The 25567-nt window shown below is 69.4% G+C and carries 30 protein-coding genes and 2 tRNA genes; 15 read left to right on the top strand and 17 right to left on the bottom strand.

Features of this window, described 5'->3' with window-relative positions:
* Positions 1–40 precede the first annotated feature (40 nt).
* The 11 genes from yihA to ACK8OR_RS14190 form a co-directional block, all read right to left on the bottom strand.
* On the bottom strand, positions 41–694 hold the full coding sequence (yihA, locus tag ACK8OR_RS14240) for a ribosome biogenesis GTP-binding protein YihA/YsxC (protein ID WP_410190076.1): 654 nt from the start codon (positions 692–694) through the stop codon (positions 41–43).
* Positions 691–1335: a CatB-related O-acetyltransferase gene (locus tag ACK8OR_RS14235; RefSeq protein WP_410190075.1), complete on the bottom strand. Its 645-nt coding sequence runs from the start codon at positions 1333–1335 to the stop codon at positions 691–693. Before ACK8OR_RS14235 ends, yihA begins: the two co-directional genes overlap by 4 nt.
* Entirely contained in the window at positions 1332–2072 is a 741-nt protein-coding gene (locus ACK8OR_RS14230) for an MOSC domain-containing protein (RefSeq protein ID WP_410190074.1), read from the bottom strand. The genes ACK8OR_RS14235 and ACK8OR_RS14230 overlap by 4 nt, the downstream gene beginning before the upstream one ends.
* Positions 2069–4066: a membrane protein insertase YidC gene (yidC, locus tag ACK8OR_RS14225; protein WP_410190073.1), complete on the bottom strand. Its 1998-nt coding sequence runs from the start codon at positions 4064–4066 to the stop codon at positions 2069–2071. Before yidC ends, ACK8OR_RS14230 begins: the two co-directional genes overlap by 4 nt.
* Positions 4067–4623: 557 nt before the next feature.
* Entirely contained in the window at positions 4624–6183 is a 1560-nt protein-coding gene (locus ACK8OR_RS14220; RefSeq protein ID WP_410190072.1) for a putative bifunctional diguanylate cyclase/phosphodiesterase, read from the bottom strand.
* Positions 6184–6236: 53 nt separating this feature from the next.
* Positions 6237–7130 (bottom strand): tRNA 2-thiocytidine(32) synthetase TtcA, encoded by an 894-nt coding sequence (ttcA, locus tag ACK8OR_RS14215; protein WP_410190071.1) that lies wholly within the window; start codon positions 7128–7130, stop codon positions 6237–6239.
* A 78-nt stretch (positions 7131–7208) separates the two neighbouring features.
* Complete coding sequence (locus ACK8OR_RS14210; RefSeq protein ID WP_410190070.1) at positions 7209–7430, bottom strand: hypothetical protein; 222 nt, start codon at positions 7428–7430, stop codon at positions 7209–7211.
* Positions 7431–7751: 321 nt separating this feature from the next.
* Entirely contained in the window at positions 7752–7973 is a 222-nt protein-coding gene (gene yidD / locus ACK8OR_RS14205; protein ID WP_298430297.1) for a membrane protein insertion efficiency factor YidD, read from the bottom strand.
* Positions 7974–8022: 49 nt separating this feature from the next.
* Positions 8023–8400: a ribonuclease P protein component gene (gene rnpA / locus ACK8OR_RS14200; protein WP_410190069.1), complete on the bottom strand. Its 378-nt coding sequence runs from the start codon at positions 8398–8400 to the stop codon at positions 8023–8025.
* Between the two features lie 9 nt (positions 8401–8409).
* A complete protein-coding gene (rpmH, locus tag ACK8OR_RS14195; RefSeq protein ID WP_012177012.1) occupies positions 8410–8544 on the bottom strand; it encodes a 50S ribosomal protein L34 in 135 nt (44 codons plus the stop codon).
* 73 nt (positions 8545–8617) lie between these two features.
* Positions 8618–9769: a glycosyltransferase family 61 protein gene (locus tag ACK8OR_RS14190; protein WP_410190068.1), complete on the bottom strand. Its 1152-nt coding sequence runs from the start codon at positions 9767–9769 to the stop codon at positions 8618–8620.
* Positions 9770–9982: 213 nt separating this feature from the next.
* Here ACK8OR_RS14190 and ACK8OR_RS14185 point away from each other — a divergent pair, with 213 nt between their 5' ends.
* The 4 genes from ACK8OR_RS14185 (at position 9983) to ACK8OR_RS14170 (ending at position 13767) form a co-directional block, all read left to right on the top strand.
* Entirely contained in the window at positions 9983–10720 is a 738-nt protein-coding gene (locus ACK8OR_RS14185; protein ID WP_410190067.1) for a TVP38/TMEM64 family protein, read from the top strand.
* A gap of 47 nt (positions 10721–10767) precedes the next feature.
* Entirely contained in the window at positions 10768–12180 is a 1413-nt protein-coding gene (locus ACK8OR_RS14180; protein ID WP_410190690.1) for a dihydrolipoyl dehydrogenase family protein, read from the top strand.
* A 68-nt stretch (positions 12181–12248) separates the two neighbouring features.
* Positions 12249–13631: a sensor histidine kinase gene (locus ACK8OR_RS14175; protein WP_410190066.1), complete on the top strand. Its 1383-nt coding sequence runs from the start codon at positions 12249–12251 to the stop codon at positions 13629–13631.
* 59 nt (positions 13632–13690) lie between these two features.
* A tRNA-Arg gene (locus tag ACK8OR_RS14170) sits at positions 13691–13767 on the top strand.
* Positions 13768–13797: 30 nt separating this feature from the next.
* Here ACK8OR_RS14170 and ACK8OR_RS14165 read toward each other — a convergent pair.
* The gene (locus ACK8OR_RS14165; RefSeq protein ID WP_410190065.1) at positions 13798–14067 is read right to left on the bottom strand and encodes a DUF1289 domain-containing protein; all 270 of its coding nucleotides are present in this window, start codon (positions 14065–14067) and stop codon (positions 13798–13800) included.
* Between the two features lie 39 nt (positions 14068–14106).
* Positions 14107–15225 (bottom strand): THUMP domain-containing class I SAM-dependent RNA methyltransferase, encoded by a 1119-nt coding sequence (locus ACK8OR_RS14160; RefSeq protein WP_410190064.1) that lies wholly within the window; start codon positions 15223–15225, stop codon positions 14107–14109.
* A 113-nt stretch (positions 15226–15338) separates the two neighbouring features.
* Here ACK8OR_RS14160 and ACK8OR_RS14155 point away from each other — a divergent pair, with 113 nt between their 5' ends.
* Entirely contained in the window at positions 15339–15581 is a 243-nt protein-coding gene (locus ACK8OR_RS14155; protein ID WP_410190063.1) for a hypothetical protein, read from the top strand.
* 10 nt (positions 15582–15591) lie between these two features.
* Here the strand turns inward: ACK8OR_RS14155 and ACK8OR_RS14150 are convergent, their stop codons facing one another.
* Positions 15592–16620: a ribose-phosphate pyrophosphokinase gene (locus ACK8OR_RS14150; protein ID WP_410190062.1), complete on the bottom strand. Its 1029-nt coding sequence runs from the start codon at positions 16618–16620 to the stop codon at positions 15592–15594.
* A gap of 131 nt (positions 16621–16751) precedes the next feature.
* Here ACK8OR_RS14150 and ACK8OR_RS14145 point away from each other — a divergent pair, with 131 nt between their 5' ends.
* From ACK8OR_RS14145 to ACK8OR_RS14135, 3 genes are all read left to right on the top strand, one after another.
* Positions 16752–17345, top strand: a complete 594-nt coding sequence (locus tag ACK8OR_RS14145; RefSeq protein WP_410190061.1) for a 2-hydroxychromene-2-carboxylate isomerase — start codon at positions 16752–16754, stop codon at positions 17343–17345.
* Positions 17342–18070, top strand: coding sequence for an alpha/beta fold hydrolase (locus tag ACK8OR_RS14140; RefSeq protein WP_410190060.1), 729 nt, complete (start codon positions 17342–17344; stop codon positions 18068–18070). Before ACK8OR_RS14145 ends, ACK8OR_RS14140 begins: the two co-directional genes overlap by 4 nt.
* A 284-nt stretch (positions 18071–18354) precedes the next feature.
* Positions 18355–18813 (top strand): MmcB family DNA repair protein, encoded by a 459-nt coding sequence (locus tag ACK8OR_RS14135; RefSeq protein WP_410190059.1) that lies wholly within the window; start codon positions 18355–18357, stop codon positions 18811–18813.
* Here the strand turns inward: ACK8OR_RS14135 and ACK8OR_RS14130 are convergent.
* The gene (locus tag ACK8OR_RS14130; protein ID WP_298430323.1) at positions 18810–18995 is read right to left on the bottom strand and encodes a DUF6324 family protein; all 186 of its coding nucleotides are present in this window, start codon (positions 18993–18995) and stop codon (positions 18810–18812) included. The genes ACK8OR_RS14135 and ACK8OR_RS14130 overlap by 4 nt on opposite strands.
* A gap of 46 nt (positions 18996–19041) precedes the next feature.
* On the opposite strand from ACK8OR_RS14130, the gene ACK8OR_RS14125 reads away from it, so the two are divergent.
* Both ACK8OR_RS14125 and ACK8OR_RS14120 read left to right on the top strand, forming a co-directional pair.
* Entirely contained in the window at positions 19042–19524 is a 483-nt protein-coding gene (locus ACK8OR_RS14125; protein ID WP_410190058.1) for a GNAT family N-acetyltransferase, read from the top strand.
* Between the two features lie 84 nt (positions 19525–19608).
* Positions 19609–19685: transfer RNA gene (locus ACK8OR_RS14120), tRNA-His, on the top strand.
* Positions 19686–19717: 32 nt separating this feature from the next.
* On the opposite strand, the gene ACK8OR_RS14115 is transcribed toward ACK8OR_RS14120, so the two are convergent.
* Together ACK8OR_RS14115 and ACK8OR_RS14110 are read right to left on the bottom strand one after the other, a co-directional pair.
* Positions 19718–21046 (bottom strand): ABC1 kinase family protein, encoded by a 1329-nt coding sequence (locus ACK8OR_RS14115; protein WP_410190057.1) that lies wholly within the window; start codon positions 21044–21046, stop codon positions 19718–19720.
* A 54-nt stretch (positions 21047–21100) separates the two neighbouring features.
* A complete protein-coding gene (locus tag ACK8OR_RS14110) occupies positions 21101–22285 on the bottom strand; it encodes a MalY/PatB family protein (protein WP_410190056.1) in 1185 nt (394 codons plus the stop codon).
* Positions 22286–22631: 346 nt separating this feature from the next.
* Here ACK8OR_RS14110 and def (ACK8OR_RS14105) point away from each other — a divergent pair, with 346 nt between their 5' ends.
* The 5 genes from def (ACK8OR_RS14105) to fmt all read left to right on the top strand — a co-directional run bounded on the left by def (ACK8OR_RS14105) (position 22632) and on the right by fmt (position 25565).
* Positions 22632–23150, top strand: a complete 519-nt coding sequence (gene def / locus ACK8OR_RS14105; protein ID WP_410190055.1) for a peptide deformylase — start codon at positions 22632–22634, stop codon at positions 23148–23150.
* Complete coding sequence (locus ACK8OR_RS14100) at positions 23143–23583, top strand: hypothetical protein (RefSeq protein WP_410190054.1); 441 nt, start codon at positions 23143–23145, stop codon at positions 23581–23583. The genes def (ACK8OR_RS14105) and ACK8OR_RS14100 overlap by 8 nt, the downstream gene beginning before the upstream one ends.
* On the top strand, positions 23580–24029 hold the full coding sequence (locus ACK8OR_RS14095; RefSeq protein ID WP_410190053.1) for a peptide deformylase: 450 nt from the start codon (positions 23580–23582) through the stop codon (positions 24027–24029). The genes ACK8OR_RS14100 and ACK8OR_RS14095 overlap by 4 nt, the downstream gene beginning before the upstream one ends.
* Positions 24026–24502 (top strand): peptide deformylase, encoded by a 477-nt coding sequence (gene def / locus ACK8OR_RS14090; protein WP_410190052.1) that lies wholly within the window; start codon positions 24026–24028, stop codon positions 24500–24502. Before ACK8OR_RS14095 ends, def (ACK8OR_RS14090) begins: the two co-directional genes overlap by 4 nt.
* Before the next feature lie 148 nt (positions 24503–24650).
* Positions 24651–25565 (top strand): methionyl-tRNA formyltransferase, encoded by a 915-nt coding sequence (gene fmt, locus ACK8OR_RS14085; protein WP_410190051.1) that lies wholly within the window; start codon positions 24651–24653, stop codon positions 25563–25565.
* The last annotated feature ends 2 nt before the right edge of the window (positions 25566–25567 follow it).

Raw genomic sequence — 25567 nt, 5'->3', positions numbered from 1 at the left:
CGACAGCCTTATCGCAAGCGCGTCGCCGAATCCCGCGCTTTCACGCGATATGCGCGATCGTGCTGCGCAGGGTCGGGATGCCCCAACCCTTCTCGCTCGAGGTGACGATCAGTTCGGGAAACGCCGCCGGATGCTTGGCCAGCGCCTCGCGCGTCTGGTCGAGGGCCGCGGCGCGTGCCTCCTCCTTCACCTTGTCGGCCTTCGTCAGCACCGTCTGGAAGGTCACGGCCGAGGCGTCGAGCAGGGACATGATCTCCTCGTCGACGGCCTTCACGCCGTGACGCGCGTCGATCAGGACGAAGGCGCGGCGCAGGCTCGGACGTCCGGAGAGATACGACTTCAGTAGCGCCTGCCACTTGGCGACTTCGGGCTTCGGGGCCTTGGCGAAGCCGTAGCCCGGCAGGTCGACGAGGTAGTGGCTGTCGGCGAGGGTGAAGAAATTGATCTCCTGCGTGCGGCCCGGCGTGTTCGAGGCACGGGCCAGCGACCGCCGTCCGGTCAGCGCGTTGATCAGGGTGGACTTGCCAACGTTGGAGCGCCCCGCGAAGCAGACCTCGACCCGGTCGGCGGGGGGCATGCCGGACATGGCGACGACGCCCTTGAGGAATTCGCCACCGGTGGCGAAGAGCTTGCGGCCCGTCTCCTCGGCATGGGGGTCGGGCGCGTCGGCGACAGGGAAGGGCAGGCGTGTCACGTGGCGGCCTCGAGTGCGGCGATGTCGGCGCCGCGGATGGCGTCGAGGTTCCGGGTGATCCGTGCCACGTCCCAGTCCCACCACGCAACCCGCAGCAGTCGATCGACCGTGGCCGCGTCAAAGCGCCGACGCACCTCGCGCGCGGGATTGCCCGCGACGACCGCGTAGGGCGCGACATCCTGCGTGACAATGGACCCGGCCGCGACGATGGCGCCCGCCCCGATGGTGACGCCGGGCATGATGGTGGCGTGGTCGCCGATCCAGACATCGGCGCCGATCACGGTGTCGCCCTTGCGCCCGGCCTCCCAGCTCGCGGGGTCGAATCCGACCTCCCAGCCGTGGCCGAAGATATTGAACGGGAAGGTGCTGAACCCGTCCATCGCATGGGTTCCGCCGTTCATGACGATGCGCGTGCCATGGGCGAAGGCGCAGAACGGACCGATGGTCAGGTGGTCGCCGATGAAATCGTAATGGTGCAGCACGTTGCGGTCGAAGAAGTCCCGTGTGCCGTCGCGATCGTCGTAATAGCTGTAGCGTCCGACGGTGACGTTTCCGCGGTCTCCGGCCAGCGGACGCAGGAAAATCGTGCCGTCATAGGCCGGCGCCATGGGCGCGAGGGTCTCCGGATCCGGTCCGGTCACGGCAAGGTCACCGCGTCGCCGACTGCAATCCGCCCGCCCGCGACGACCGCGAGGGCAATGGTGAAGTCGCGATGCCCGAATGCGTCCAGAACCGACAGAAGGTCCGCGTCGCGGCGTCCCGTCTCGGGGTTGGCCGAGGTCGCCTCGCAGCGTTCGATCCGTTCGGTCGCCCGAAGCGTCGCCGCGCCGATGCGGAACTCGCGCCCGATCAGGTCGAACTCCTCCCACGGGGCGAGCCCGTCCACCCAGAGATTGCAGCGCCAGCGGTGGAGCGACAGGTCGCGACCCAGCCGCTGCGCGATGATGCGGTGACTGGTGAGGTTGCCCAGCGAGATCGTGGGCTGCGACGTATCGGTCATGCCGTGCCCGGCGGGCGCACGGACGATGCGGGCCGGGCGTGCGCGGCCGTCGGCCACGAGCGGGTCGAGCCATTCCACCAGCGCCGCGCCCTCCGCCTCCGGGTCGACGGCCAGCGGCGAGCGGTCGGGATGGGTCAGGTGGACGATCGCGCCCTCGGTCCGCGCCTCGATCGCCATCAGCGCAGGCGACGATCCGGCGCGGATGAAGGCGGCACAGCGGGACCAGGTGTCGTCCCCGGCCGACGAGGCTTCGTGGGCCACGGCCCAGAGGCGGTCGCCCGGCAACGTGGCACCGGCGGTCAGAGTGGCCGCGTCCATGGCCTCGCGCCCGACGGCCTTGATCGGGTGCCGCCAGATGGAGGCGAGCGTCGGCGTCACTTCGGCTCCGGCTTGCGGTCCTTGCGCGGCCGGCTCCGGCGGGGTGTCGGGCCGGGCTTGGATGTGGCGGGGGCCTTGGGGTCGTTCGACGCCCCCTCGGCGATTGCCTTGGCGGCTTCGGATTTCACGGGCTTGGCCTTCGGACCCACGCCCGGTTCGGCCGCTGGCTTCTTCTTGAAGCTCGACCGGATGTTCCCGAAGAGATCGGGTTTCGAGCCGTGGGACAGCATGATCGAATATTGCTGGATGAAGGTGATCGTGTTGTTCGCGATCCAGTAGACCACGAGGCCCGACGCGAAGCTGCCCAACATGAACATGAAGACCCAGGGCAACCACGCGAAGATCATCGCCTGCGTCGGATCGGTCGGCGCCGGGTTCAACTTCTGCTGCAGCCACATCGAGATGCCCAGCAGAAGCGGGAGGATGCCGATGAAGACCAGCGCCAGGATGCTGCCCGGCTCGGGGCCGGCGAAGGGCAGAAGGCCGAAAAGGTTCATGATCGACGTCGGGTCGGGGGCGCTGAGGTCCTGGAACGGGCCGAAGAACGGCGCATGGCGCAGCTCGAGCGTGACGAAGATCACCTTGTAGAGGCTGAAGAAGATCGGGATCTGCAAGAGGATCGGCAGACAGCCCGCGGCCGGGTTCACCTTGTTCGTCTTGTAGAGCTCCATCATCCCCTGCTGGAGCTTCTGGCGGTCGTCGCCCGCCTTTTCCTTGAGCTTCTCCATCTCGGGCTGAAGCTCCTTCATGCGGGCCATCGAGACGTAGGACTTGTAGGCCAGCGGCAGCAGGATCGCCTTGATCCCGAGGGTCAGGACGATGATCGCCACCCCCATGTTGCCGATCACGCCGTTCAGCCAGTGGAGCGCGGCGAAGATCGGCTTGGTCAGGAAATAGAACCAGCCCCAGTCGATCGAGTCGATGAAGCCCGCAACGCCGGTCTCCGGGTCGTTCTGATAGGCGCGGATCGTGGCCCATTCCTTGGCCCCCGCGAACAGGCGGCTTTCCGAGACAGAGGTCTGGCCCGGCTCGACGGTGCGCGGCGGCAGGCGCGTCTCGGTCTGGTAGATATCGGCGCTGTCGACATATTTGACGACCTCGGTGAAGGGGACGCCCGCGCTGGGGATCAGGGTCGTCATCCAGTACTTGTCGGTGAAGCCGATCCAGCCGTCCTCGGAGGCTTCGGTGATCTGCACCCGGCCGCCCTCGGCGGGCACCGCGTCGAGATCGGTGACGTCGTCGTAATCGAGCTCGGCCAGCTCGCCGTCGGACCGGGCGACGACGCCCTCGTGCAGGATGAAGAAGTTGACCGTCTCGGGCTCGCCATGCCGCGCGATCAGGCCATAGGGCGCCAGCCGCACCGGGGCGCCCGTGGTGTTCTCGACGGCCTGTGCGACGCTGAACATGTAGTCGTCATCGACCGCGATCGTCTTGGTGAAGACAAGGCCGCCGCCATTGTCCCAGCGCAGCGTCACGGGCGTCTCGGGCGTCAGCACGGCCCCGGCGGGCGCGCTCCATTGCGTCGTTGCGGTCGGCACGTCGTCGAATGTCAGCGCGCCGCCGGGCACCCAGCCGTGCAGCGCGTAATAGGCGTCGCCGCTGCCCGAAGGGGTCAGGAGCGTCACGATCGGGGAATCGTCGTCCAGCGTCTCGCGGTAGTCCTTGAGCGCGAGGTCGTCGAGCCGCCCCCCGGCCAGCGAGATCGAGCCGGTCAGCCGGGGCGTGTCGACGACGATCCGGGCCGTGGCTGCAAGAGCGGCCTCGCGGCTCTCGGCGGGGGTCACGGCGACGGCGCCCGGCGTGGCGGCCAGGGTGCCGCCGCTGGCCGGGGGCGGCGTCAGCGCGCCGTCGATCGGCTGCGCGATGCCGTCATTGGTGTCGACCTCGGCCACGGTCGGAGCCTGCTGCTCGGGCGGGAAGAGGAAGAACCAGACCAGAAGGACCAGCGCAGAGAGCGCGGTCGCGAGGATCAGGTTCTTGTTCTGGTCATCCATGGGAGGCCTGTCGCGCGCGATGTCGGGATTGCGGGCCGTTCAACAGAGGCGGGGCGGGACAGTCAAGGCGAAAGGGCGCAGGCGCGGGGTCGGGCGGAACAGGGAAGGGCCGCGACGGTACATCGCGGGCTGGCGGTAAACAGGCCCGGCGGTGCGGCTGCATTTGGCGCCGGCACGTGTCTCCGGGGTGATGGCGTCGCCTGGGGCAAGGCCCTGTGCCGTCGCCGATATCGATAGCGGCGGACGATGCCGTCGGCCGCGCCGGTGCAGCGGCCCGCGGTTTCGGTCCGTGATGATGCCCCCGTTCGGCTTGTGCCCGCGTATAGCTCGGTCCAGACGCGTCGGACTGGCCGAGGAGCAACGGCTGATGGGTGGCCCGAGCACGCGCCGCGACATCGGGGCAGGTCACCCCGACCTCGCGGCAGGGAGCCAGCCGTGCGGGGCGCGCTCCGGCCAGGTTCCTCGCGGACGCCTCGCTGCGTCGGTTCGCGGATGACCCGGTCGGTGCGCCTCCGACACCGGGTTGGACGGTCGCCGCTGGCCCCTCCGCGTCGCGGTCAGGCCGTCCCCCGAGGCTCCATCCCGCGCAGGGCGCCGTTCCCGTCGAGCGGTCGGGCGAGCGCCCAGGTCACCGTGTCCGACAGCGGCATCGGGCGGGCCACGGCGAAGCCCTGGATATGCGGACAGCCGAGGCCGGCCAGCACGGCCTGTTCCTCGGGGGTTTCGACGCCTTCGGCCAGGGTTTCGATGTCGAGCTGGCGCGCGAGCCCGAGGATGGCCGCGACGATGCGGCGCTTGTCCGCATCGGCATCGAGGCCCGATACGAAACTTCGGTCGATCTTGATGCGGTGGACGCCGAAGCGCGCGATATGGGCGATCGAGGCCGCACCCGTTCCGAAATCGTCGAGGTCGAGGCGGAAGCCCGCCGCGCGAAGCGTCTCGATGTTGTGGACGATGGTCTCGTCGCCTTCGCGCAGGGTGACCGTTTCGAGGATCTCGATGGCGATGCGCGTTGGCGCGATATCGTGGCGATCCAGCTGCCAGATGATGCGCTCGGCCAGACGTGGATCCGCCAGCTCCTCGAGGGAGATATTGACGCCGACGCAGGGCACGGCGATGCCCGCGTCGTCCCAGAGGCGCAGGGCCTCGAGGCTGGCGCGCAGGATCTGGTCGCCCATGTCGGCGGACCGGCCCGCGGCCCCGACGGCCGCGAGAAAGTCGCCCGGCGAGAGCATCCCGAGTTCGGGGTGGTCCCAACGCGCCAGTGCCTCGAAGCCCGAGAGCGCACCGGTCCGTGTGTCGATCTGGGGCTGGAACCACGGCCTGATCTGGCCGTGATCCAGCGCCTCGTCGATCTGGGTGGCGAGACGGTGATCCGTCTCGACGCGGGCCTGGATGTCGGGGGTGAAGGTCCGCACCGCGTCGCTGCCGCTGCGCCGGGCGAGGCGCAGCGCGCAATCCGCCGCCGCCAGAAGGGCCGCGCCGGTGCGGGCGGGTGCGCTGGCCGCGCTGCAGATCCCGATACAGCACTGCACCCGGATCGAGCGTCCGTCGATCGAGATCGGCTCGGCCACGGCAGCCTGGATCCGGTCCACGATGTTCATCACCACGTCGAGATCCGCGCGCCGCGTCGGATTGAGGACGATTGTCATGCCGTCATCGCCGGACCGGACGACGATATCCTGGCCGCGCAACGCCGTCGCCACGCGCTGGACCACGCGATCCATGACCGTCTGCGCGATTTCGGCGCCCCATTCCCCGTCGGTGATATGAAGATCGTCGATCTGGACCTGCAGGACGGCCGTCGTGCGTTCGCGCCGTTCGCAATCGGCCAGAACCTCCTCGACAGTGCGCTGGAGCACGCTGCGGGGGACCAGCGCACCCATAGGGTAGCCGTCGTCGAGCCCGGCGGGCCGGCGCGGCATTCGCTGACGGTCGAGCGCGATCAGCGTCGGCAGCACCACGGCGAAGGCGAGGACGAGCGCGTCGAGCCCGAAGCCCCAGGCGATGGCGGCGACCGCCGGAAAGAGCCAGATCCAGTCTATCCGGGCCAACCGCTTGCGAATCCGGTGACGCTGATGCGTGCGATCGGGTGCGACGGCGGGTGCGTCCGACATGGGTGTCTCCGGCTGGGGTCGGTCCAGCTAGACGCCGCGGGGTGACCGCGACCTTAACGCAGCCGCGGAATGTCCGTCGAATTGTCGCGGTCCGCCGGGATATCCCCATCCGGCACGGTCCCGCCGAGACCCGCGAAATCGAATAGCGCCGGGTCGAGCATATGCGACGGGCGCACCTGCCCCAGCGCCGAGAACATCTTCGCCCGGCGTCCGGGCGCCTTCGCCTCCCAGCCGTCGAGCATCGCCTTGATCGCCTGCCGCTGGAGGCCGTCCTGACTGCCGCAGAGGCCGCAGGGAATGATCGGGTAGTCGAGCGCGGCGGCGAAGCGTTCGCAATCGGCCTCGGCGACATGGGCCAGCGGTCGCAGCACCTGCAGGTCGCCTTCGTCGTTGAGCAGCTTCGGGGGCATCGTCGCGATCTTGCCGCCGTGAAACAGGTTCAGGAAGAACGTCTCGAGGATGTCGTCGCGGTGGTGGCCGAGCACGACGGCCGAACACCCTTCCTCACGCGCGACACGGTAGAGATTGCCGCGCCGGAGCCGCGAGCAGAGCGCGCAGAAGGTGCGCCCCGCGGGGATCTTGTCGGTCACGATCGAATAGGTGTCAGCGTATTCGATCCGATGCGGCACACCCATCCGTTCGAGAAACGCGGGCAGGACCGTGGCGGGGAAATTCGGCTGACCCTGATCGAGGTTGCAGGCCAGGATGTCGACCGGCAGGAGCCCGCGCCATTGCAGCTCGGTCAGGACCGCGAGCAGTGTGTAGCTGTCCTTGCCGCCCGACAGGCACACCAGCCAGCGGGCGCGGGGGCCGGTCCGGTCGACCATGCCGTAGCGGTCGATCGCCTCGCGCGTCTCGCGGACGATGCGCTTTCGCAGCTTGCGGAACTCGGTCGTCCGGGGGGCGCCGTGGAACAGCGGGTGGATGTCGTCGGCTTCGTCCAGCATGGATGCCTCCGGGAATGCGCTCCGGGCCGTCTTAGCGGCCCGGAGCGCGCGCCGCCATGGGCGCTGCATCCGCTGAGGTCACAGCGGCAGGTAGGGGCGCGAGGTCACGGGCGGCAGGGGCGGCAACCCGATATCCCGCCGTAGATGCGCGGGCAGGTGGCCCGCATCGGGTGGGCGGGCGGGCCGGTGCAGCAGCGCACGCAGCGCCGCCCGCAGGACGCGGGACGCACCATGCGTGGCGATGGCGGCGTCGATCAGGTCGCGCGACGGCGGGGGCGGGATCAGGCGCAATACGGTCATGGATTCATCCCCGGTCGAAACCGGGGCCTCTTGCGTGGAGATGGTGGAGACCGGGCGCGGCACGCGGGCCGCGTCAGCGGCAATCGGGGCGGGATCGGTCAGGGGTTGGATGCGGCCGGCCGACGGGACGGCGGGGCGTCGTCAGCCTCGGCGCGAGCCTGCGGCGACGCGTCCGGACCACTCGAGCGGGCGGCGGGCGTAGCGATATGCGATCATAGTTGCCCTCCTTCGTTCGCGTGGCATCCACGGGCGACATAGTCGAAACCGGGTCCATCCCAAAGCCCGAATTTCAGGCAATCGCGATTGGGTGGATCGGCGCCGTCAGTCGGGGACGTCGTCGATGCCCGACCCGCCCCAGGGATGACAGCGCGCGATGCGCCGTGCGGCCAGCCATCCGCCTTTCAGCGCGCCGTGCTTTTCGAGCGCCTGGAGCGCGTAGGCCGAGCAGGTCGGATCGAAGCGGCAGGTGCGGCCGAGCCATGGCGACAGCACGAGGCGGTAGGCGTGGACCGGCAGGGCGAGGAGGCGGGCGAGCGGGCTCATGACGCGGACCGCGCCGGGCTGGGGGCGGGCGGGGGGACCGGCCCCAGGCTCATCGGTGGGCCTTGGCCAGCGCCGCGCGCAGATCCGATGTCAGGGCGTCGATGGGGCGCGAGGCGGTCGCGTCCCGCCGACCGATCAGGGCGTAGTCCCAACCGGGCCGCGCGGCATCGGGCAGCACGAGGCGCGCCACCTCGCGCAGGCGACGCTTGGCGCGGTTGCGGGCGACGGCGTTGCCGACCTTCTTGGAGCAGGTGAAGCCGATCCCCACGGCCGGGTCGTCGTCGCGGCGATCGCGCGCCTGCAGAAGGAACGCGGGCGCGGGGACCCGGCGCGCGGCGTTGAGCGCGAGGAACTGGGGCCGCGCCGTCAGCACACGCAAAGACGCCGGAGGGGGCGACCCCTCCGGCGTCCGGCATTCGTCAACCATGGACGGCGCTCAGGCCGACAGCGACTTCCGACCGCGGGCGCGGCGGGCGTTCAGGATCTTGCGGCCGGCCTTGGTGGCCATGCGCGCACGGAAGCCGTGGCGGCGCTTGCGAACGAGATTCGAGGGCTGGAAGGTGCGCTTCATGGCCTTCACTCCGACGGGTTGGGCCGGGGATTCGCATCGGGCGACCCTGACCGGGGAAACTGGAAGCCGCCGTCTAGGTCAGCCCGTCAGGGGTGTCAACGCTCTCGGGCGGGGTTTCGGGCGGACCCGCCGGGTCGTGCCGAAGGGTCGCGTCGGGCACGGGCAGGTAGGGCGTTCCCCGCGCCCGGCCCACCCGCGCAACGCGGCGGGCGAGGCGTCTCGGCACCGGATCGGACCAGCCGCCCGCCGCATCGAGAAAGCCCGCGGCCCGCAGCGCGCCCTCTGCGGCGGGGAAGTCCAGCTCGGCCAGCATGTGGAACATCGCGCTGCCCTCGGCGATCCGTGCGGCGGGCGCGTGGGCGCGGCGGACCGCGTCGATCGCCGTGGCCTCGGCTCCGAAGGCGCGGGCCTGCGACGCGAAGGCATCGGCGAAGAACGCGCGCCGCGCGAGGATCGCCATGCGGGTGCCGGGACCGGCGGCCATCGCCGCCAGGTGCAGCGCCGAGCCGTCGACCCCGACGATCCGCCGTGCCGCCCGGTAGGACGCGACCTGATCGGACAGCGACCGGGTCTGGGGATGGAACACGGCGTAGCCCTGCGCGGCCATGTAGCCTTCGAGCCGGTCCTCGAACAGAAGCCCCGCTTTGCCGGGCGCCATCCCCGTCCGGCTGATATAGAGATCGGGCCTCTCCGGCGCCCCGTCGATCCGCGCGAGCCGGGCGGCCATGAAGTCGCGCCATGCGGGCGTGCCCGCAAAGAGATCCGCTGCCGTCGAGACGCCCTGCGCCGGGACGACCAGGCGCTCCACCGTTTCGGGGGCGCCGACCGTGATGACCGGGCATTCGATACCGAGCCACGTCAGAAGCGTCTCGACGTGCGCCGTCGCGCCGGGTCGCGTCTCGCCCCGGTCGTCGCGCGCGAGAAACAGGATGCCATCCACATCGGTCCGCTCGAGCGCCCAGAGCCGCGCGAGCGAGAAGATCAGCGCATGACCGAAATGGCCGTAGGCGATACCGCCATAGAGCCAGCGGCCCGTGCGCCGGGGCAGGTCGCCGCCGGGGGCCGCACCGGGCAGGGTCAGCGCCCCGATCCGCGCCCGCATCTCGGCCAGAGCCACGCGCGCGCCGTCGCGGTCGAACACGCCCGCCACCTGTCGCATGCCCCGGCCCTCGCCGGGCTGCGTCGGGCGCAGGCGCGCATCATCGAGGATCAGGAGGTCCGACACGGCGCCGATGCTAGGGCGGGCGAGGCGGGCGCGAAAGGCCGCGCTGTTACAGGGCGCGCCGCAAGGGTTGTAACAATCGCCCCACGAAGCGCGCTTCCCCACACGCGCCGACACGTGCCCGTGAGGTGGGATATTCAGACGCGTTTCATCCGTTCATGTCGGATCCCAAGCGAGGTGCCGCAGCCGGCGCCCATGGACAAACGGATGGATATCATGGCCGATCAGACGATGACCGACACCAAGGACAAGGCGGGCTGGACCCGCTTTCTGCCGCTCGCCGCCATCGGCGCGGTGGCACTCGCGGGGGCGTTCTTCCTGCGCGACTATCTCAGCTTCGAGGCGCTGGCCGAGAACCGCGAGGCGCTTCTGGCGTTCCGCGACGCCAACTACCTCCTGACGGTGCTGGCCTTCCTGGCGGCCTATATCGTCATCGTCGCCTTCAGCCTGCCGGGCGCCGCGATCGCGACGCTGACGGGCGGCTTTCTCTTCGGGCTCTTTCCCGGGGTCCTCTTCAACGCGGGCGCGGCCACCATCGGCGCGACGATCATCTTCCTTGCCGCCAAATACGGCCTCGGCGACCGGCTCGCGGCGCGGATGGACGCGTCGGGCGGGGCCGTGAAGAAGATCAAGGACGGCATCCGCGAGGACGAGACCTCGTATCTCTTCGTGATGCGCCTCGTGCCCGCCGTGCCGTTCTTCGTGGCGAACCTCATCCCCGCCTTCGTCGGGGTAGGCCTCGTGAAATACGTGGCCACCACGTTCTTCGGCATCCTGCCGGGCGGCCTCGTCTACACTTGGGTCGGCGCCGGGCTGGGCGAGGTCTTCGCCCGCGGCGAGACCCCCGATTTCGGCATCATCTTCGAGCCGCAGATCCTCGGGCCGATCCTCGGGCTGGCCCTTCTGGCGCTGCTCCCCATCGTCATCAAGAAAATCCGGGGGGCGAAGCAATGAACGCGCTGACCCGTCCCGAGGAACTGCTGCGCGCGAAGGAGCCCGCCATGGAAGAGATCAAAACCGACGTGCTGGTGATCGGCGCGGGCTCCGGCGGGCTGAGCTTCGCCGCGGGCGCCACCCAGATGGGCGCCGACGTCACGCTTCTCGAAGGCCACAAGATGGGCGGCGACTGCCTGAACTTCGGCTGCGTCCCCTCGAAGGCGCTGATCGCGGCGGGCAAGCAGGCCCACGCGATGCGCCATGGAGCGCAGTTCGGGGTGACGCCGGTCAAGCCGAAGGTCGACTATGCCGACGCCAAGCGCCACGTCCACGACGTCATCGCCACCATCGCCCCCGTCGACAGCCAGGAGCGGTTCGAGGGGCTGGGTGTCCGCGTGATCCGCGAATACGGCCGCTTCGTCGATGCCGACACGGTCGAGGCCGGACCCTACCGGATCAAGGCGCGCCGCGTCGTCATCGCGACCGGCTCCTCGCCGCTCGTGCCGCCCATCGACGGGCTCGAGGACGTCCCTTTCGAGACCAACGAGACGATCTTCGACCTGATGGAGAAGCCAGCACACCTGATCGTGGTCGGCGGCGGTCCCATCGGGATGGAAATGGCGCAGGCGCATGTCCGTCTAGGCTCCAAGGTGACGGTGCTCGAAGGTCAGAAGGCCATGGGCAAGGACGACCCCGAGATGGCCGAGGTCGTGCTGAAGCGGCTCCGCGAGGAAGGCATCGAGATCGTCGAGGGCGCGCAGGTCGAGCGGGTGTCGGGCAAGGCCGGCGCCATCAAGGTCCACACATCGTCGGGTGATTTCGCGGGCACGCACCTCCTGATGGCGGTGGGCCGGAAGGCCAATATCGAGCGGCTCGACCTCGCGAAGGCGGGCATCGCCCATGACCGCGCGATCCAGGTCGGCGCGGACCTACGGACGACCAATCGCCGCGTCTACGCCATCGGGGACGTCGCGGGCGGCTTTCAGTTCACCCATGTCGCGGGCTACCACGGCGCGACCGTGATCCGCCCGATCCTCTTCGGGCTGCCCGCCAAGGCGCGCACCGATCACATCCCCTGGGCCACCTATACCGATCCCGAACTGGCGCAGGTCGGGCTGACCGAGGCGCAGGCCCGCGAGGCCCATGGCGACAAGCTGGAGGTGCTGCGCTTCCCCTACCACGAGAACGACCGCGCCATCGCCGAAGGCAAGACCGAGGGTCTGATCAAGGTGATGGTCGTCAGGGGACGCCCCGTCGGCGCGTCCATCGCGGGCGCACAGGCTGGCGAGTTGATCGGGCTTTGGGCGCTGGTGCTGGCCAACAAGCTCAAGATCGGGGCCGTCGCCGCGATGGTCGCGCCCTATCCCACCTTAGGCGAAATCTCCAAGCGCGTGGCGGGTCAGTACTACGTCCCCCGCCTCTTCGAAAGTGACATGGTCAAGCGGGTCGTGGGCTTTGTCCAGAAATACCTGCCCTGAGCCATCGCCCCCTGTCCCGATGGCGGGGCAGGGGGCATAACGGCATCGCAACCACGAACGGCGCGACCATGCTCACCACCCTGTCCGGGCGTTTCCTGATCCTCACCGTCATCTTCGTGATGCTGGCCGAGGTCTTGATCTTCGTGCCCTCCATCGCGCGGTTCCGCCTGGATTACCTGACCGACCGGATGGAGCGCGCGCAGATCGCATCGCTGGCGCTTCTGGGCGCATCCGAGATGATTTCGCCCGAGGTCGAGGCGGAGCTTCTGGACAACGCGGGCGTCCTCAACGTCGTGCTGCGGCGGGACTCGATGCGCCAGCTAGTGCTGTCCTCGGACCTGCCCGGCCCCGTTTCCCGCACCGTCGATTTGCGCGACCCGCCGGCTTGGGTGCTGATCCGCGACGCCGTCAGCCGCTACTTCATGCCGGGCGGCGACGTCATCCGGGTCATCGCCGAGCCCGCGCGCGGCGGTGGCATGCAGATCGAGGCGGCGCTCGATACGACCGACCTCAGGGCCGCGATGATCGATTACGGGATCAACATCCTGATGCTGTCGCTGGCTATTTCGATCATCACTGCGGTGTTCCTATTCCTTGCCGTTCGCCGGTTGATGGTGCTGCCGATCCGGGGGCTCGTGGGGCAGATGAAGCGCTATGCGGAGGCGCCCGAGGACGCGCGTCGCGTGATCGAGCCGCGCTCGGGTATCCGTGAGTTGCACGAGGCCGAGACGACGCTGCGCGACCTCGAGACCCAGCTCACCGGAAACCTGCGCCAAAAGGAGCGGCTGGCCCAGCTCGGCGGCGCGGTCGCCAAGATCAGCCACGACCTACGCAACATCCTGACGACGGCCACGCTCTTGGCCGACCGGATGGAGCGTGTGGACGATCCGACCGTCAAACGTGTCGGCCCGAAGATCGTGAACTCGCTGACCCGCGCGGTGAACCTGACCGAGGGCACGCTTGCCTTCGGGCGCGCCGAGGAGGCGCCGCCCGCTCTCACGCGGATCGACGCACAGACCTTCCTCGAGGAGGTCTGCGAGGCCGAGGCCCTCGCGGCGGGCGAGATCGACATCCGCTTCGATGCGCCGCCCGGCATGTGGTTCCGCGCCGACCCCGAACAGATGTACCGCGTCGTCGGCAACCTGATCCGCAACGCACGCCAGGCCATCGCCGCCACCGGCCAGCCAGGCGTGATCGAGGTAAAGGCCGCCGAAGATCCGACGGCGTGGCATATCCGCGTCTGCGACACCGGGCCCGGCCTGCCGCCGCGCGCGCAGGAAAACCTGTTCCAGGCGTTCCAGGGCAATGTCCGAAAGGGGGGCACGGGCCTCGGCCTCGTGATCGCGCAGGAGCTGGTCCGGGGGCATGGCGGCGAGCTGGCGCTGGAGCGGACGGACGAGGCCGGAACGGTGTTCTGCATCCGCCTGCCGCGCGAACTCGACGGGGCGTAAGGCCGGGTCGGAAAGCCCTTGCTCTCGCCTGCCGCCGGGGCTATCTGCCGCCCCGTAGTGCGCTGGTAGCTCAGTTGGATAGAGTACTTGACTACGAATCAAGGGGTCGGGGGTTCGAATCCTCCCCAGCGCGCCATATCCCCCAGTACGACGATCCGTCGCGCCCTCAGCCCGCGCGCCTGACGACCTTCGCCGCGCGCCGCCCCTTCTTCGCGGCCCGCGCAATGTAGGCCTCGCGCCAGTGGTCGTAGCGCCCCATGGCGGCCTGCTGCGCCATCACGAGGGCGATGAATGCCTCGCGCGCGGGCTTGGATTTCGCCTGTTTCGCTAGCGCCTTCTGGGTCTTCGTCAGCGAGCAGGCGATGCAATGCAGCCCCGCCGGGCCGGGACGCCGATAGGTGCAGATGCCGATGCAAGGGGATTGGGTCTTGGCCATGGGGAACGCAGATGGATCGCGCGGGGGTGACGCCCAGCCTCAGGTTTTCTGAGCCAACACCTCGGTGCGCCAGAGGCGCACGCGCAGGCCGCCATGGGCGATGGGCGGGCCGGCGGGCAGGAGCGGCAGACCGGTCGCCTGCGCCAGCGACGCTTCGGTCGTCACGATCCCGACGCGCCAGCCCGCGAAGCGGTCCATCAGCGCGGCGCCCAGTGCGCCGTGCAGACCGTAGAGCGGCTTCCGGTCGCCGACCCGCCGGCCGTAGGGCGGGTTGACGATCACGAGGCCGGGCGGCCCATCGGGGGGCGCGATCTCGGACACGGCCCGCTTTTCGAAGGACACGAGATCGGCGACGCCCGCCCGTTCGGCATTGGCGCGCGCTGCGGTGAACGCACCCGCATCCCGGTCGGAGCCGTGGAACCGCGAGACCGGGGCGATGCCGGATACGGGCGCGGACATCACCGCCCAGGTATTGGCATCGAACGTCGCCAGGTGCTCGAACGCGAACGACCGCGCGCGGCCGGGATGCAGGCCCGCGGCGATCTCGGCGGCCTCGATCACGAAGGTCCCCGAGCCGCACATCGGGTCGAGCACCGGCTCAGTCCCGGTGAAGCCGCATTCGCGCAGGAGGAGCGCGGCCATCGTCTCGCGCATCGGTGCCTTGCCGACCGCCTGCTTGTGCCCGCGCTTGTGCAGGCCCTCGCCGGAGGTGTCGACGCTGAGGACGACGAGGTTGTCGTCGATCCGTGCCTTGACCGTAACGGGGGCGTCGGCGGCGATGGGGGCGCCCAGCTCCTCGGCGATAGCGGTCTCGATCCGCTGCTGGGCGGCGCCGGCGTGGTAGATCTTGGACTTCCGGTTGGTCGCCACCTCGACCCGCACGGGCACGTCGGCGCGCAACACTTCGCCCCAGGGAAACTTGCGCGCCCGCTTGTCCAGTTGGGCGAGGTGGAACGCCCGGAACGAGCCGATCCGCGCCAGCACACGGCCTGCGCCGCGCAGCACGAGATTGGCGCGCCAGATCTCGGGCCAACCCCCTTCCATCGTGACGCCGCCGGGCACCGTCATCGGCGCGTCGAACCCGGCCTCGGCCACTTCGGCGGCCAGTGCGGATTCCAGCCCCGGCGGGGACATCAGAAAGATCTCGAACCGATCCATCGCGTGGCTCTAGCGCGGATGCGGGATGCCGTCAGCGCCAATCGACCGGCCCGGAGGTGGACTTCGCGGCCATGCGGCCCATTTCGACCTCAAGCATCTTGAGGGACGGACCGATGAAAGCCCATGACATGACCGAATGGCACCGCGCGCAACTGGACGCGCAGCAAGCCCATGCGCGGGACCATCTCGATCGCCGGACCGCCGATGCGCGGACCTTCGGCACCACCGCTCCCGCCGGCGATCCCGACGACCCCGAGATGAAGCTCTGGAACCTCGGTGGGTACTGGGCGATGCTGTTCTGCATCTGGTTCGCGTTCATCGCGCCGATCGTGCTCGTCCTGACGCTCTGGGACTGACGAGGCGTCCTCAGCCGTCGAGCGCGAGGCCCGGATAGAGGGGCTCGTAGATCGGCTCCAGCGTCTGCGTGTCGAAGAGGCTCGAGACGCTCGTCCCGTTCCAGATGTTCAGGATCGCCTGCGTGAACATCGGCGCCGTCGGCACGATGCGGATGTTGGCGCACTCCTTCACGGGATCGGTCGGCGCGATGCTGTCGGAGATCACGAGGCTCTTCAGCTGCGATTTGGTGATCCGCCCCACCGCCGGACCCGACAGGACGCCGTGCGTGATGTAGGCATGGACCTCGGTCGCGCCCGCGTCGATCAGGACATCCGCCGCCTTGCAGAGCGTCCCGGCCGTGTCGCAGATGTCGTCGACGATGATGCAGCGCTTGCCCGAGACTTCGCCGATGACGGTCATCTCGGCCACTTCGCCCGCCTTCTCACGCCGCTTGTCCACGATCGAGAGGGGGGCCTTGATGCGCTGGGCCAGTTCGCGCGCGCGGGCCACGCCGCCGACATCGGGGCTGACGACCATGACGTCGTCCATCGACCCCTTGAAGTGGTGCAGGATGTCGAGCGCGAAGATCGGCGAGGCATAGAGGTTGTCGACCGGGATATCGAAGAACCCCTGGATCTGGGCCGCGTGCAGATCCATCGTCAGCACCCGCTCGATCCCCGAATTCGCGATCAGGTTGGCGACCAGCTTGGCCGAGATCGGGGTGCGCGCCTTGGTGCGGCGATCCTGCCGGGCATAGCCGAAATAGGGGATCACGGCGGTGATGCGCGCCGCCGAGGACCGCCGCAGCGCATCGGCCATGATCAAGAGTTCCATCAGGTTGTCGTTCGCCGGGTTCGACGTGGACTGGACGATGAACATGTCCTCGCCACGCACGTTCTCGAACACCTCGACGAAGATCTCGCCGTCGTTGAACCGCTCGACCCGCGCTTCGACCAGCCCGACCTGAACCCCCCGATGCATCGACATCCGGCGGGCGATCCCCTTGGCCAGGGGTCGGTTGGCATTGCCGGAGATGATCTTCGGGTCGGGGCTTGGCATGGGCGCTTCTCTCGAATCGGGGGCGCGAAGGGGTGACGTTCGCGTAGCACCCGGTGGGGCGTGGGCAAAGGCGCGGTTGCAACCCGCCCCGTCGCGGAGTGGGATGCGCACGGACCCATCGGAGCAGCGCCATGCAGATCGACTACTACCTCGCGACCATCTCGCCCTTCACCTACCTCGCCGGAACCGAGCCCGCCGAGATCGCGGCGAAGTACGGCGCGACGCTCAACTACAAGCCGCTCGACATCATAGGGCTCTTCGCGCGCACGGGCGGGACGCCCCCGAAGGACCGCCACGAGAGCCGCCGCGAGTACCGCCTGCAGGAGATGAGGCGCACCGCTGCGGCGCGCGACATGCCGATCAACCTGCAACCGGCGCATTGGCCGACCAACCCGGCGCCGTCCTCCTACGCGCTGATCGCGGCGGCGGCGGACGGCACCGGCGATGTCGCGGCCCTTCTGGCCGGGCTGACCCGTGCCTGCTGGGCTGAGGAGCGCGACATCGCCGATGACGCGGTGATCGCCGACTGCCTCGCCGCGGCGGGCTTCGACCGGGAGTTGGCGTCGCGCGGGATGATGGCGGGGGCCGAGCAATACGCGCGCAACCTCGAGGACGCCGTCGCCGCAGGAGCCTTCGGCGCGCCGTTCTTCATCGTCGGAGAGGAGCGATTCTGGGGCGTGGATCGTCTGGGCCAGCTCGACGCGCATCTCGCCGCCACCGCGTGACGGAGCCGATCCTCGCGCTCCACTGCATGCTGGCCTCGGCCGCGGCATGGCGCGGCGTGCGCGCGGCCCTGCCCGGGCGGACGATGATCTGCCTGGACCTGCCCGGCCACGGCGCGGACGGGTGGGACGGCACCGGCGCCTATATGGACGCGGCGCTGGACGTGGCGCTGGCGGCTACGCCCGAGGGGCCTATCGACGTCGTGGGGCATAGCTATGGCGGCTGCGTGGCTCTTCGGATGCTGGCCGAGGTACCCGGCCGCATCCGCAGCCTCACCCTGATCGAGCCAGTGATGTTCGCGGCGGCTCTCGAAGCGGAACGGCTCGCCCATGCGCGCGACATGGCCGGCTTTCACGCGGAACTGGAGGCTGGCGAGCGAGAGGCGGCGGCGCGTCGGTTCACCGGGCTCTGGGGCGGCGGGCGCGCCTGGGACGTCTTGTCGGAGCGGCAGCGCGGCTATATCACGGATCGCATTCACCTGATTGCCGCATCGGGTCCGGGGATCGTCGATGACGTCCACGGCATCCTCGACCGCCTTCCGACCGCACCGCCCCCCGTGACGATCGTGACGCGGCAGGATCCGCCCCCGATCACCGAAGGGATCGCACACGGTCTCGCGGCCCGATTGCCGGGTGCACAGGTCCGACGTCTGGGCCATGGCCACATGATCCCGATGGAGATGCCGACCGAAACGGCGGCACTTTTACGCAACGCGACGCGCGCCTGAAACGAACGACGCCCCCGCCCGAAGGCGGAGGCGAAGTGACGATGAACCGCGGCAAACGTCGGGCAATCATTCCCGAGGACCTGTATATACAGGTGGGCGCCAGGTAGCATGACCAGGGCCATACCAGAGCCAGCTCCCTCGGAATTGCTTAAGGCCACCGGAATTTTGCCGTTATGACAAGAAGCGCAGAAGCATCGTCCCGACAGCATCTAGGCCCCGCCGGGCCATCGGACAAGGCGGCGGACGGGCTGGACAGCGGTTCACCTTTCGTTCACGACGGGGACATGTTGTTCCGCGAGACCCAGACCCCGCTTCAGCCCGGCCGTCTTCTGGCGCGGGGCGTGATGCGGCATCTGCGCGACCACGATTTCATGTGCCTCGAGGAATTCGCGCCCGAGCGCGGCAAGCGCGTCGACGTGATGGCGCTGGGTCCCAAGGGCGAGGTCTGGGTGATCGAGTGCAAATCCTCGCGCGCCGACTTCACGAGCGACCTGAAGTGGCAGGGGTACCTGGAATGGGCCGACCGGTTCTTCTGGGCAGTAGACGGCGATTTCCCGACCGAGATCCTGCCCGCGGAATCGGGTCTGATCCTTGCCGACGGGTTCGGCGCGGAGGTGGTGCGGACCCCGGAGGCGACCAAGCTCGCCGCCGCGCGGCGCAAGACGCTGGTGCTGAAATTCGCGCGTTGTGCCGCCCAGCGGCTGCATTGGGCGCGCGATCCGATGCTGACGGCCGGGGGCTAGCGGGCCTTCGCGACCATCGCAGCAGCGGCGCGGATCTCCTCGGCGATCTCCATCGCCTCGTCGGTGTCGAAATCCATCGAGATCTCGGTCCCGCCGCTTTCCACGAAGATGCGCACCATGCCCGTATCGGTCGGCCCGATCTGCAGGTTCGCTTCGGCGTCGCTCTGGTCGTTGATACCCATGCCGAGCCTCTAGACGAGGCGACGGTCGTCGCGCAAGCCTGCGCGGATGGACGGAATCAGCCTTCGCGATCTCGAACCCGGCGATGCGGGCTGGGTGACGATGCGCCATGGCGAGCTCTACTGGACGGACGAGGGCTACGACATCGCGTTCGAGGCGCTGGTGGCCGGCATCCTGTCGGAGTTCATCCGCGACCGCCGCCCGCCCGAGCGGGCCTGGATCGCCACGGATGACGCCGGGCGCCGCCTGGGATGCGTGTTCACGACCCGCCCGGCCCCCGACACCGCCAAGCTGCGCATGTTCCTCGTCGAGCCCGAGATGCGTGGCACGGGGCTGGCGCAGCACCTTCTCGACACGCTGGTCTCCCATGCCCGCAATACCGGCGCGGTGCGCGTCGTCCTCTGGACCCACGAGAGCCACCGCGCGGCGGGAAAGCTCTATCGGCGCAACGGGTTCCGCCTTCTGGACGAGACGCCGGTGGTGGCCTTCGGACAGCCGACGGTCGAGCAGAACTGGGCGCTGGATCTCTGATGGGGCAGTGCGCCGCGGACGTCGCGACGGGCGCACGCTCCGGGCTTGCACGAGCGTCGAGGGAGCGTTATTGCCGCGCCCAGTGCCGCCGTAGCTCAGTTGGTTAGAGCGCCTGATTGTGGATCAGGAGGTCCCCCGTTCGAGCCGGGGCGGTGGTACCACCTCTCTTCGATGCGCGCCGACAGGCGACGCCTCAGGCGTCCGGCAGATGCGTCGCGAGCAACGCCGCGACCGGAACGCGCGCCCGCAGCTTCGCCGCGATGAGGAAGAGCCCCGCCAGTTTTCGCTGCAGGAACAGTGCGTCGATGGGCAGGGGCGGCGGGACGAACCCGCTCTCGCCCAACGCCAGACCCTCGGCGCGCAGCCGCTGCATGATGGCGCGATCACCAAAATCGTAGGTTTCGTCCCGGAGCGGCGCGAACACCATCTCCATCATGGCGCGAATGCGAGCGGCGTCGGTGGGCAGGGTGCCGGCATCGTAGAAGCCGATCCGCCGGGCCACGGCATCGACCCGGTCCGCGTCGCCCGCCAGCCCCGCGCGCATCAGGTCGGCATAATCGGCGACGACGCTGGACCCCAGGGTCCGCGTCGCCCCGAAATCCAGCAGGATCAACCGATCGACCTCCGTGTCGTAGCGGTAATTGGCGAGGTTCGGGTCCGTCTGCATCAGCCCGAATTCAAAGAGCTCCCGCAGAAGAAGCGCGATGAGCCGCGTCGCGACCCGGTCGCGCGTCGTCTGGTCCGCCGTCTCGAGCGCGTCGAGCGGGGCCCCGTCGAGATAGGTCATCGTCAGGATGCGCGGCGTGCTCCACTCCGGAACGGGCGCGGGGATCGCGAAGGCCGTATCGTCCCGCAGGAGCTCGGCGAATTGCGCCATATGCGCGGCCTCGGCGGCGTAGTCCGTCTCGGCGTGGAGCTGCTGTCGCGCCTCCTCGACATAGGGGGCGAGGTCGAAGCCCGCGGGCAACAGGCCCGACATCCGGACCAGCGCCGCGACATTGGCGACGTCGCTGTCGATGCTGCGAGCGACGCCGGGATACTGGACCTTCACGGCCACCTCTCGCCCGTCGGCCAGACATGCGCGGTGGACCTGCCCGATGGACGCGGCGGCGATGGGGTGCACGTCGAAGGACCGGAGCGTCTGCACCCAGCCGCGCGGCCACTGGGCGTCGAGAACGCGCTTGAGCTGCGCGGGCGGCATCGTGTCGGCCTCGGCACGCAGGCGGCCCATGATGGCGGCCATCTCGGGCGGCAGCAGCTCGCCGGCATCCATCGAGATGAGCTGTCCCATCTTCATCGCCGCACCGCGCATCCGTGCCAGCTCGTCGGTGATGCGCCTGAGATTGCCCGGCGTCAGGAGGAGGTCGCGCGACGTCGGACGCCGCCCACGCGCGAGGTCCGCCGCCCCGCCCATCGCCATGTTGCCGGCGACGCCCGCGACCATGGCACCCAGCCGCGTCATCCGCGACAGGCGACCGGAGGGCACGGGGACGGGGCGGCCGAAGGACGGGCGGTCTGGCATGGGGCCTCCTGCAGGATGCCCGTCAGCTAGGCCGCATGCCGGGCCGGACGAGGCCTATTGCAGGTCGGCGAAGGCGGCCTGCATCCGCTCGACGGCACGTGCGACATTCGCGCGCGGCGTGGCGATGTTGAACCGCAGGAAGCTGTCGCCGCCCTTCCCGAAGGTCGGGCCATGGTTCACGGCGATCTTCGCGTCACGCTCGACCCGCGCGGTGAAGTCCTCGCGCGACATGCCGGTGCCGGAGAAGTCGACCCAGCTCAGATAGGTCGCCTCGAGCGGCACGGACGCGACGCCGGGGATGGCCGCGATCCCTTCGTCGAACAGCGTCCGGTTGCCGTCGAGATAGACCATCAGGTCGTCCACCCAGGCGGCGCCCTCGGGCGAGTAGGCCGCCGTGGCCATCACCAGACCGAACGAGTTGGGCGACAGGCCCAGGCCCAGCATCCGGGCCGCAAACTGGGCACGCAGATCCGGGTCATGGATGATCACGTTGCCCGTGTGCCCGCCGGACAGGTTGAACGTCTTGTTGGTGGAACTCATCATCACGAGCCGGTCGGCGATCCCGTCGATGGTGGCCATCGGGATATGCGTCTGGCCCGGATAGACGAGGTCGTGATGGATCTCGTCGGAGACCAGGATGAGGTCGTGGCGCCGGGCGAAAGCGGCGAAGCCCTCGAGCTCGGCGCGCGTCCAGACCCGGCCGTTGGGATTGTGCGGCGAACACAGGATCATCATCTTTGCACCCTTGCCGTCGATCTGCGCGTCCCAGGCGTCGAAATCCGTCTCGTAGCGCCCATTCGCTAAGGGCATCTCGCATTCGACGACGGCGCGGCCGTTGCCCCGAATGACCTTGGCGAAGGCGTGATAGACCGGTGTGAACAGGACGACGCCGTCGCCCGGCTCGGTCCAGGTGTCGACGCATAGCGCCGTGCCGTTGACGAGGCCGTGGGTCGTGAAAATCGCGTCCGCGTCGACGCTCCATTTGTGACGTTCCCGCATCCACCAGCGGATCGCCTCTCGGTAGGGGCCGTCGTCGCCATAGTATCCGAGCACCCCGTGATCGAGCAGCCCACGCACCGCGCCGGTGATGAATGCGGGGACGCGGAAATCCATGTCGGCGACCCACATGGCGATTCCGTCCGCTGCGGATACGCCGTAGATCTGCTCCATCTTGTCCCACTTCGAGCAGTTGCTGCCGCGACGATCGATGATTTCGTCGAACCGGGGGTCGGCATTCATGGGCAGGTCTCCTGGCGGTCTCACGGCGGGTGTGGCACTGCGCCGGGCCGGTCGCAAGCCGATCATCCCGGTCGCGGGCCGGGAAAATGAAAAGGCTTTCGAGTGACTTGAGGTTCTTTCTTCGTACGAAGAAAGGGTGAGATTGTTCGTACGAACAATCTTAAGGGGTGTTCTGCGCACCGGCGGCCCTTCACAGCCCGAGGCGACACGCGCCGGACCCGTCCGCCTGCATGTGCATCGGGATCGCTCGCGACGCGATCCGCAGTCCTCCTACACCGGCAGGGGTTAACGCTCGGTCACCGCGTTCCGGTTGCGCGACCGTGCCGCGCGGCCTACATCCGCCGACGTGAAACGGCCTATCCTCCTCCACCCCGATCCGCGCCTGAAGAAGATCGCCGAGCCCGTCCCCGACCTGTCGGACGCGCTCCGCGCTCTGGCCGACGACATGCTCGAGACGATGTACGACGCGCCGGGCATCGGACTGGCCGCGCCGCAGGTTGGGCAGGGGGTGCGATTGATCGTGCTGGACTGCATCAAGGAGGAAGGCGAGGCGCCCCGACCCCTCGTCATGTTCAACCCGAAGATCGTCGCCGCCTCGGACGAGACATCGTCCTACGAGGAAGGGTGCCTGTCGATCCCCGACCAATATGGCGAGGTCACGCGCCCGTCCGAGGTCACGGTCCGCTGGATCGACCGCGACGGCGCCGAGCGGTCCGAGGACATGGCCGGGCTCTGGTCGACCTGCGTCCAGCACGAGATCGACCATCTCGACGGAACGCTCTTCATCGACCACCTGAAGCCGCTGCGGCGCCAGATGATCACGCGCAAGATGGTCAAGCTGAAGCGCGAGCTGGCACGTGGCTGAGGTCTTCCGCCCCCGGACACGCGCGCGGCTGGCGGATGGCGAGGTCTGGGGCGTTACCGTGAAGATGCACTGGATCGACGCCGCGGGGCAGGACGCCCCGCCGGCCGACCTTCTGGCCGATGCATGGCGGGTGGTGGCAGACACGCTGCCCGACGCGATGGCGACCGAGGGCGGGGCCGAGGGCGCGGCCTTCTGCATCCTCCATCGCGGCGAACAGGGGATCTGGCTTCTGATGGACTGGTGGGCGCATGCCGACATCCTCTGCCAGCGGCTGGCGCGCGCGGATGTCGGGGCGACGCTGTTCGAGAGCGTGGACGATCGCCCCCTTCTCGCCTGCGTCTGGGAGCTTGAGGTCATCGAGGCGGAACGTCTCGCCTGGATCGAGCACATGATGCGCCCGACCCCGAACCTCGCCGCCTGGCGCGCGGCGTGATCCTCGGGATCCGCCTGCACCCCGATCCGGTCCTCGCCGAGATCTGCACGCCCGTGACGGGTGACGTCACGGCGCTGGCCCGCGACATGCTCGACACGATGTATGCCGCACCGGGGCGCGGCCTCGCGGGGCCGCAGGTCGGCGTGACCGAACGCATCTTCGTCATGGACGCGACGTGGAAGGAGGGCCTGCCCGATCCGCGTGTCTTCGTGAACCCGGTGATCACGGGAACCGAGGGCGAGCAGATAAACGAGGAGGGATGCCTCTCGATCCCCGACACGCCGCGACGTGTCCTGCGCCCCCGGCGCGTCGTCCTGGAGTTCGACGGCCCCGACGGCCTTCGTCGCGAAGAGGCGTTCGAGGGCTTCGCCGCCGCCTGCGTCGCCCACGAGATGGACCATCTCGACGGCATCCTGATCCTCGACCATCCCGAGGCTCCGGAATGAAGGACTTCGTCCCCTGGCCCGACCCGCGGCTGCGAACGAAAGCGGCGCCGGTCGGAACGGTCGACGACGAGGTGCGCGCGATCTGGCAGCGGATGCTCGATGCGATGTACGCGATGCCGGGCGTCGGGCTGGCCGCGCCGCAGCTCGGCATCCTGCGGCGGCTCGCCGTGGTCGATGCGGGCGAGGGGCCGATCCGGCTGGCCGATCCGATCGTGCTCCATTCGAGCGTCGAGATGCGCGCGCACGACGAGGCCTCCCCGAACCTGCCCGGCGTCTCGGCTAGGGTCACGCGGCCCCGCGCGGTCACCGTCACCTATCTCGACGAGACCGGCACGCGGGTCCGCCGCGATTTCGTGAAGCTCGAGGCGACGAGCGTGCAGCACCAGATCGATCATCTCGACGGCCGGATGTATTTCGACCGGCTCAGCCGGACGAAGCGCGACATGCTGCTTCGGAAGGCGCGCAAGGCATGACGGCCCCGCGCGCCCACCGCCCGCAGCCATGCGCCCGCCCGTGGTTTCCGGCGCATCCGGTGTCGCGCCCGCCCGCGACCCGACCGGAGCGCCCCGCCGGCGCCGCACCCTGGGTCGCCCCGACGCCCACCGCAGGAGGGGTCGCGCCATGAGGATCGTGTTCATGGGCACGCCGGATTTCGCCGTGCCGGTGCTGGACGCGCTGGCCGGGGCGGGGCACGAGATCGCCTGCGCCTATACCCAGCCGCCCCGTCCCGCCGGGCGCGGCAAGAAGGACCGGCCTTCGCCCGTACAGGTCCGGGCCGAGGCGCTGGGGATCGAGGTCCGCGCGCCGCGCACCCTTCGGGACGAGGCCGCGCAGGCCGACTTCGCCGCACTCGATGCCGATGTTGCGGTCGTCGTCGCCTACGGCCTGATCCTGCCTCAGCCCGTCCTCGACGCGCCGCGCCTGGGCTGCATCAACGTCCATGCTTCGCTCCTGCCGCGCTGGCGCGGGGCGGCGCCAATCCACCGCGCCATCATGGCGGGCGACGCGCGCACGGGCGTGTGCATCATGGCGATGGAGGCCGGGCTCGACACCGGGCCGGTCCTCATGCGCGAGGGCACCGACATCGCCCACACCGACACGACCGGCGACCTGCACGACCGTCTGGCCGAAATGGGCGCGCGGCTGGCGGTGGCGACCCTGCCGCAGATCGAGCGCCTCTCGCCCGTGATCCAGCCCGAGGACGGCGTCAGCTACGCCGCCAAGATCGACAAGTCCGAGGCGGTGCTCGACTGGGGCTGGGGCGCGGATGTCGTCCGCCGTCAGATCAACGGCCTGTCGCCCTTTCCCGGCGCCTACGTCACCCGCGAGGGCGCGCGGCTGAAGCTGCTGCGCGCCGCACCCGCCCGCGCCGTGGCCGAACCGGGATGCCTGGCCGATGCACCGGGCCTCGTGATCGGCACCGGCGACGGCTCGGTCGAACTGCTTGAGGTGCAACCCGCCGGACGTGGTCCGGTCTCGGGCGCCGATTTCCGAAACGGCGCGCGGTTGGCGCCCGGCGACCCGCTGGAGGGCTGAGC

This window comes from Jannaschia halovivens (genome assembly GCF_046452375.1).
Taxonomy (GTDB): Bacteria; Pseudomonadota; Alphaproteobacteria; order Rhodobacterales; family Rhodobacteraceae; genus Jannaschia; species Jannaschia halovivens.
Note: the sequence above shows the minus strand (reverse complement) of the source record. Positions and strands in the feature narration are given on the sequence as shown.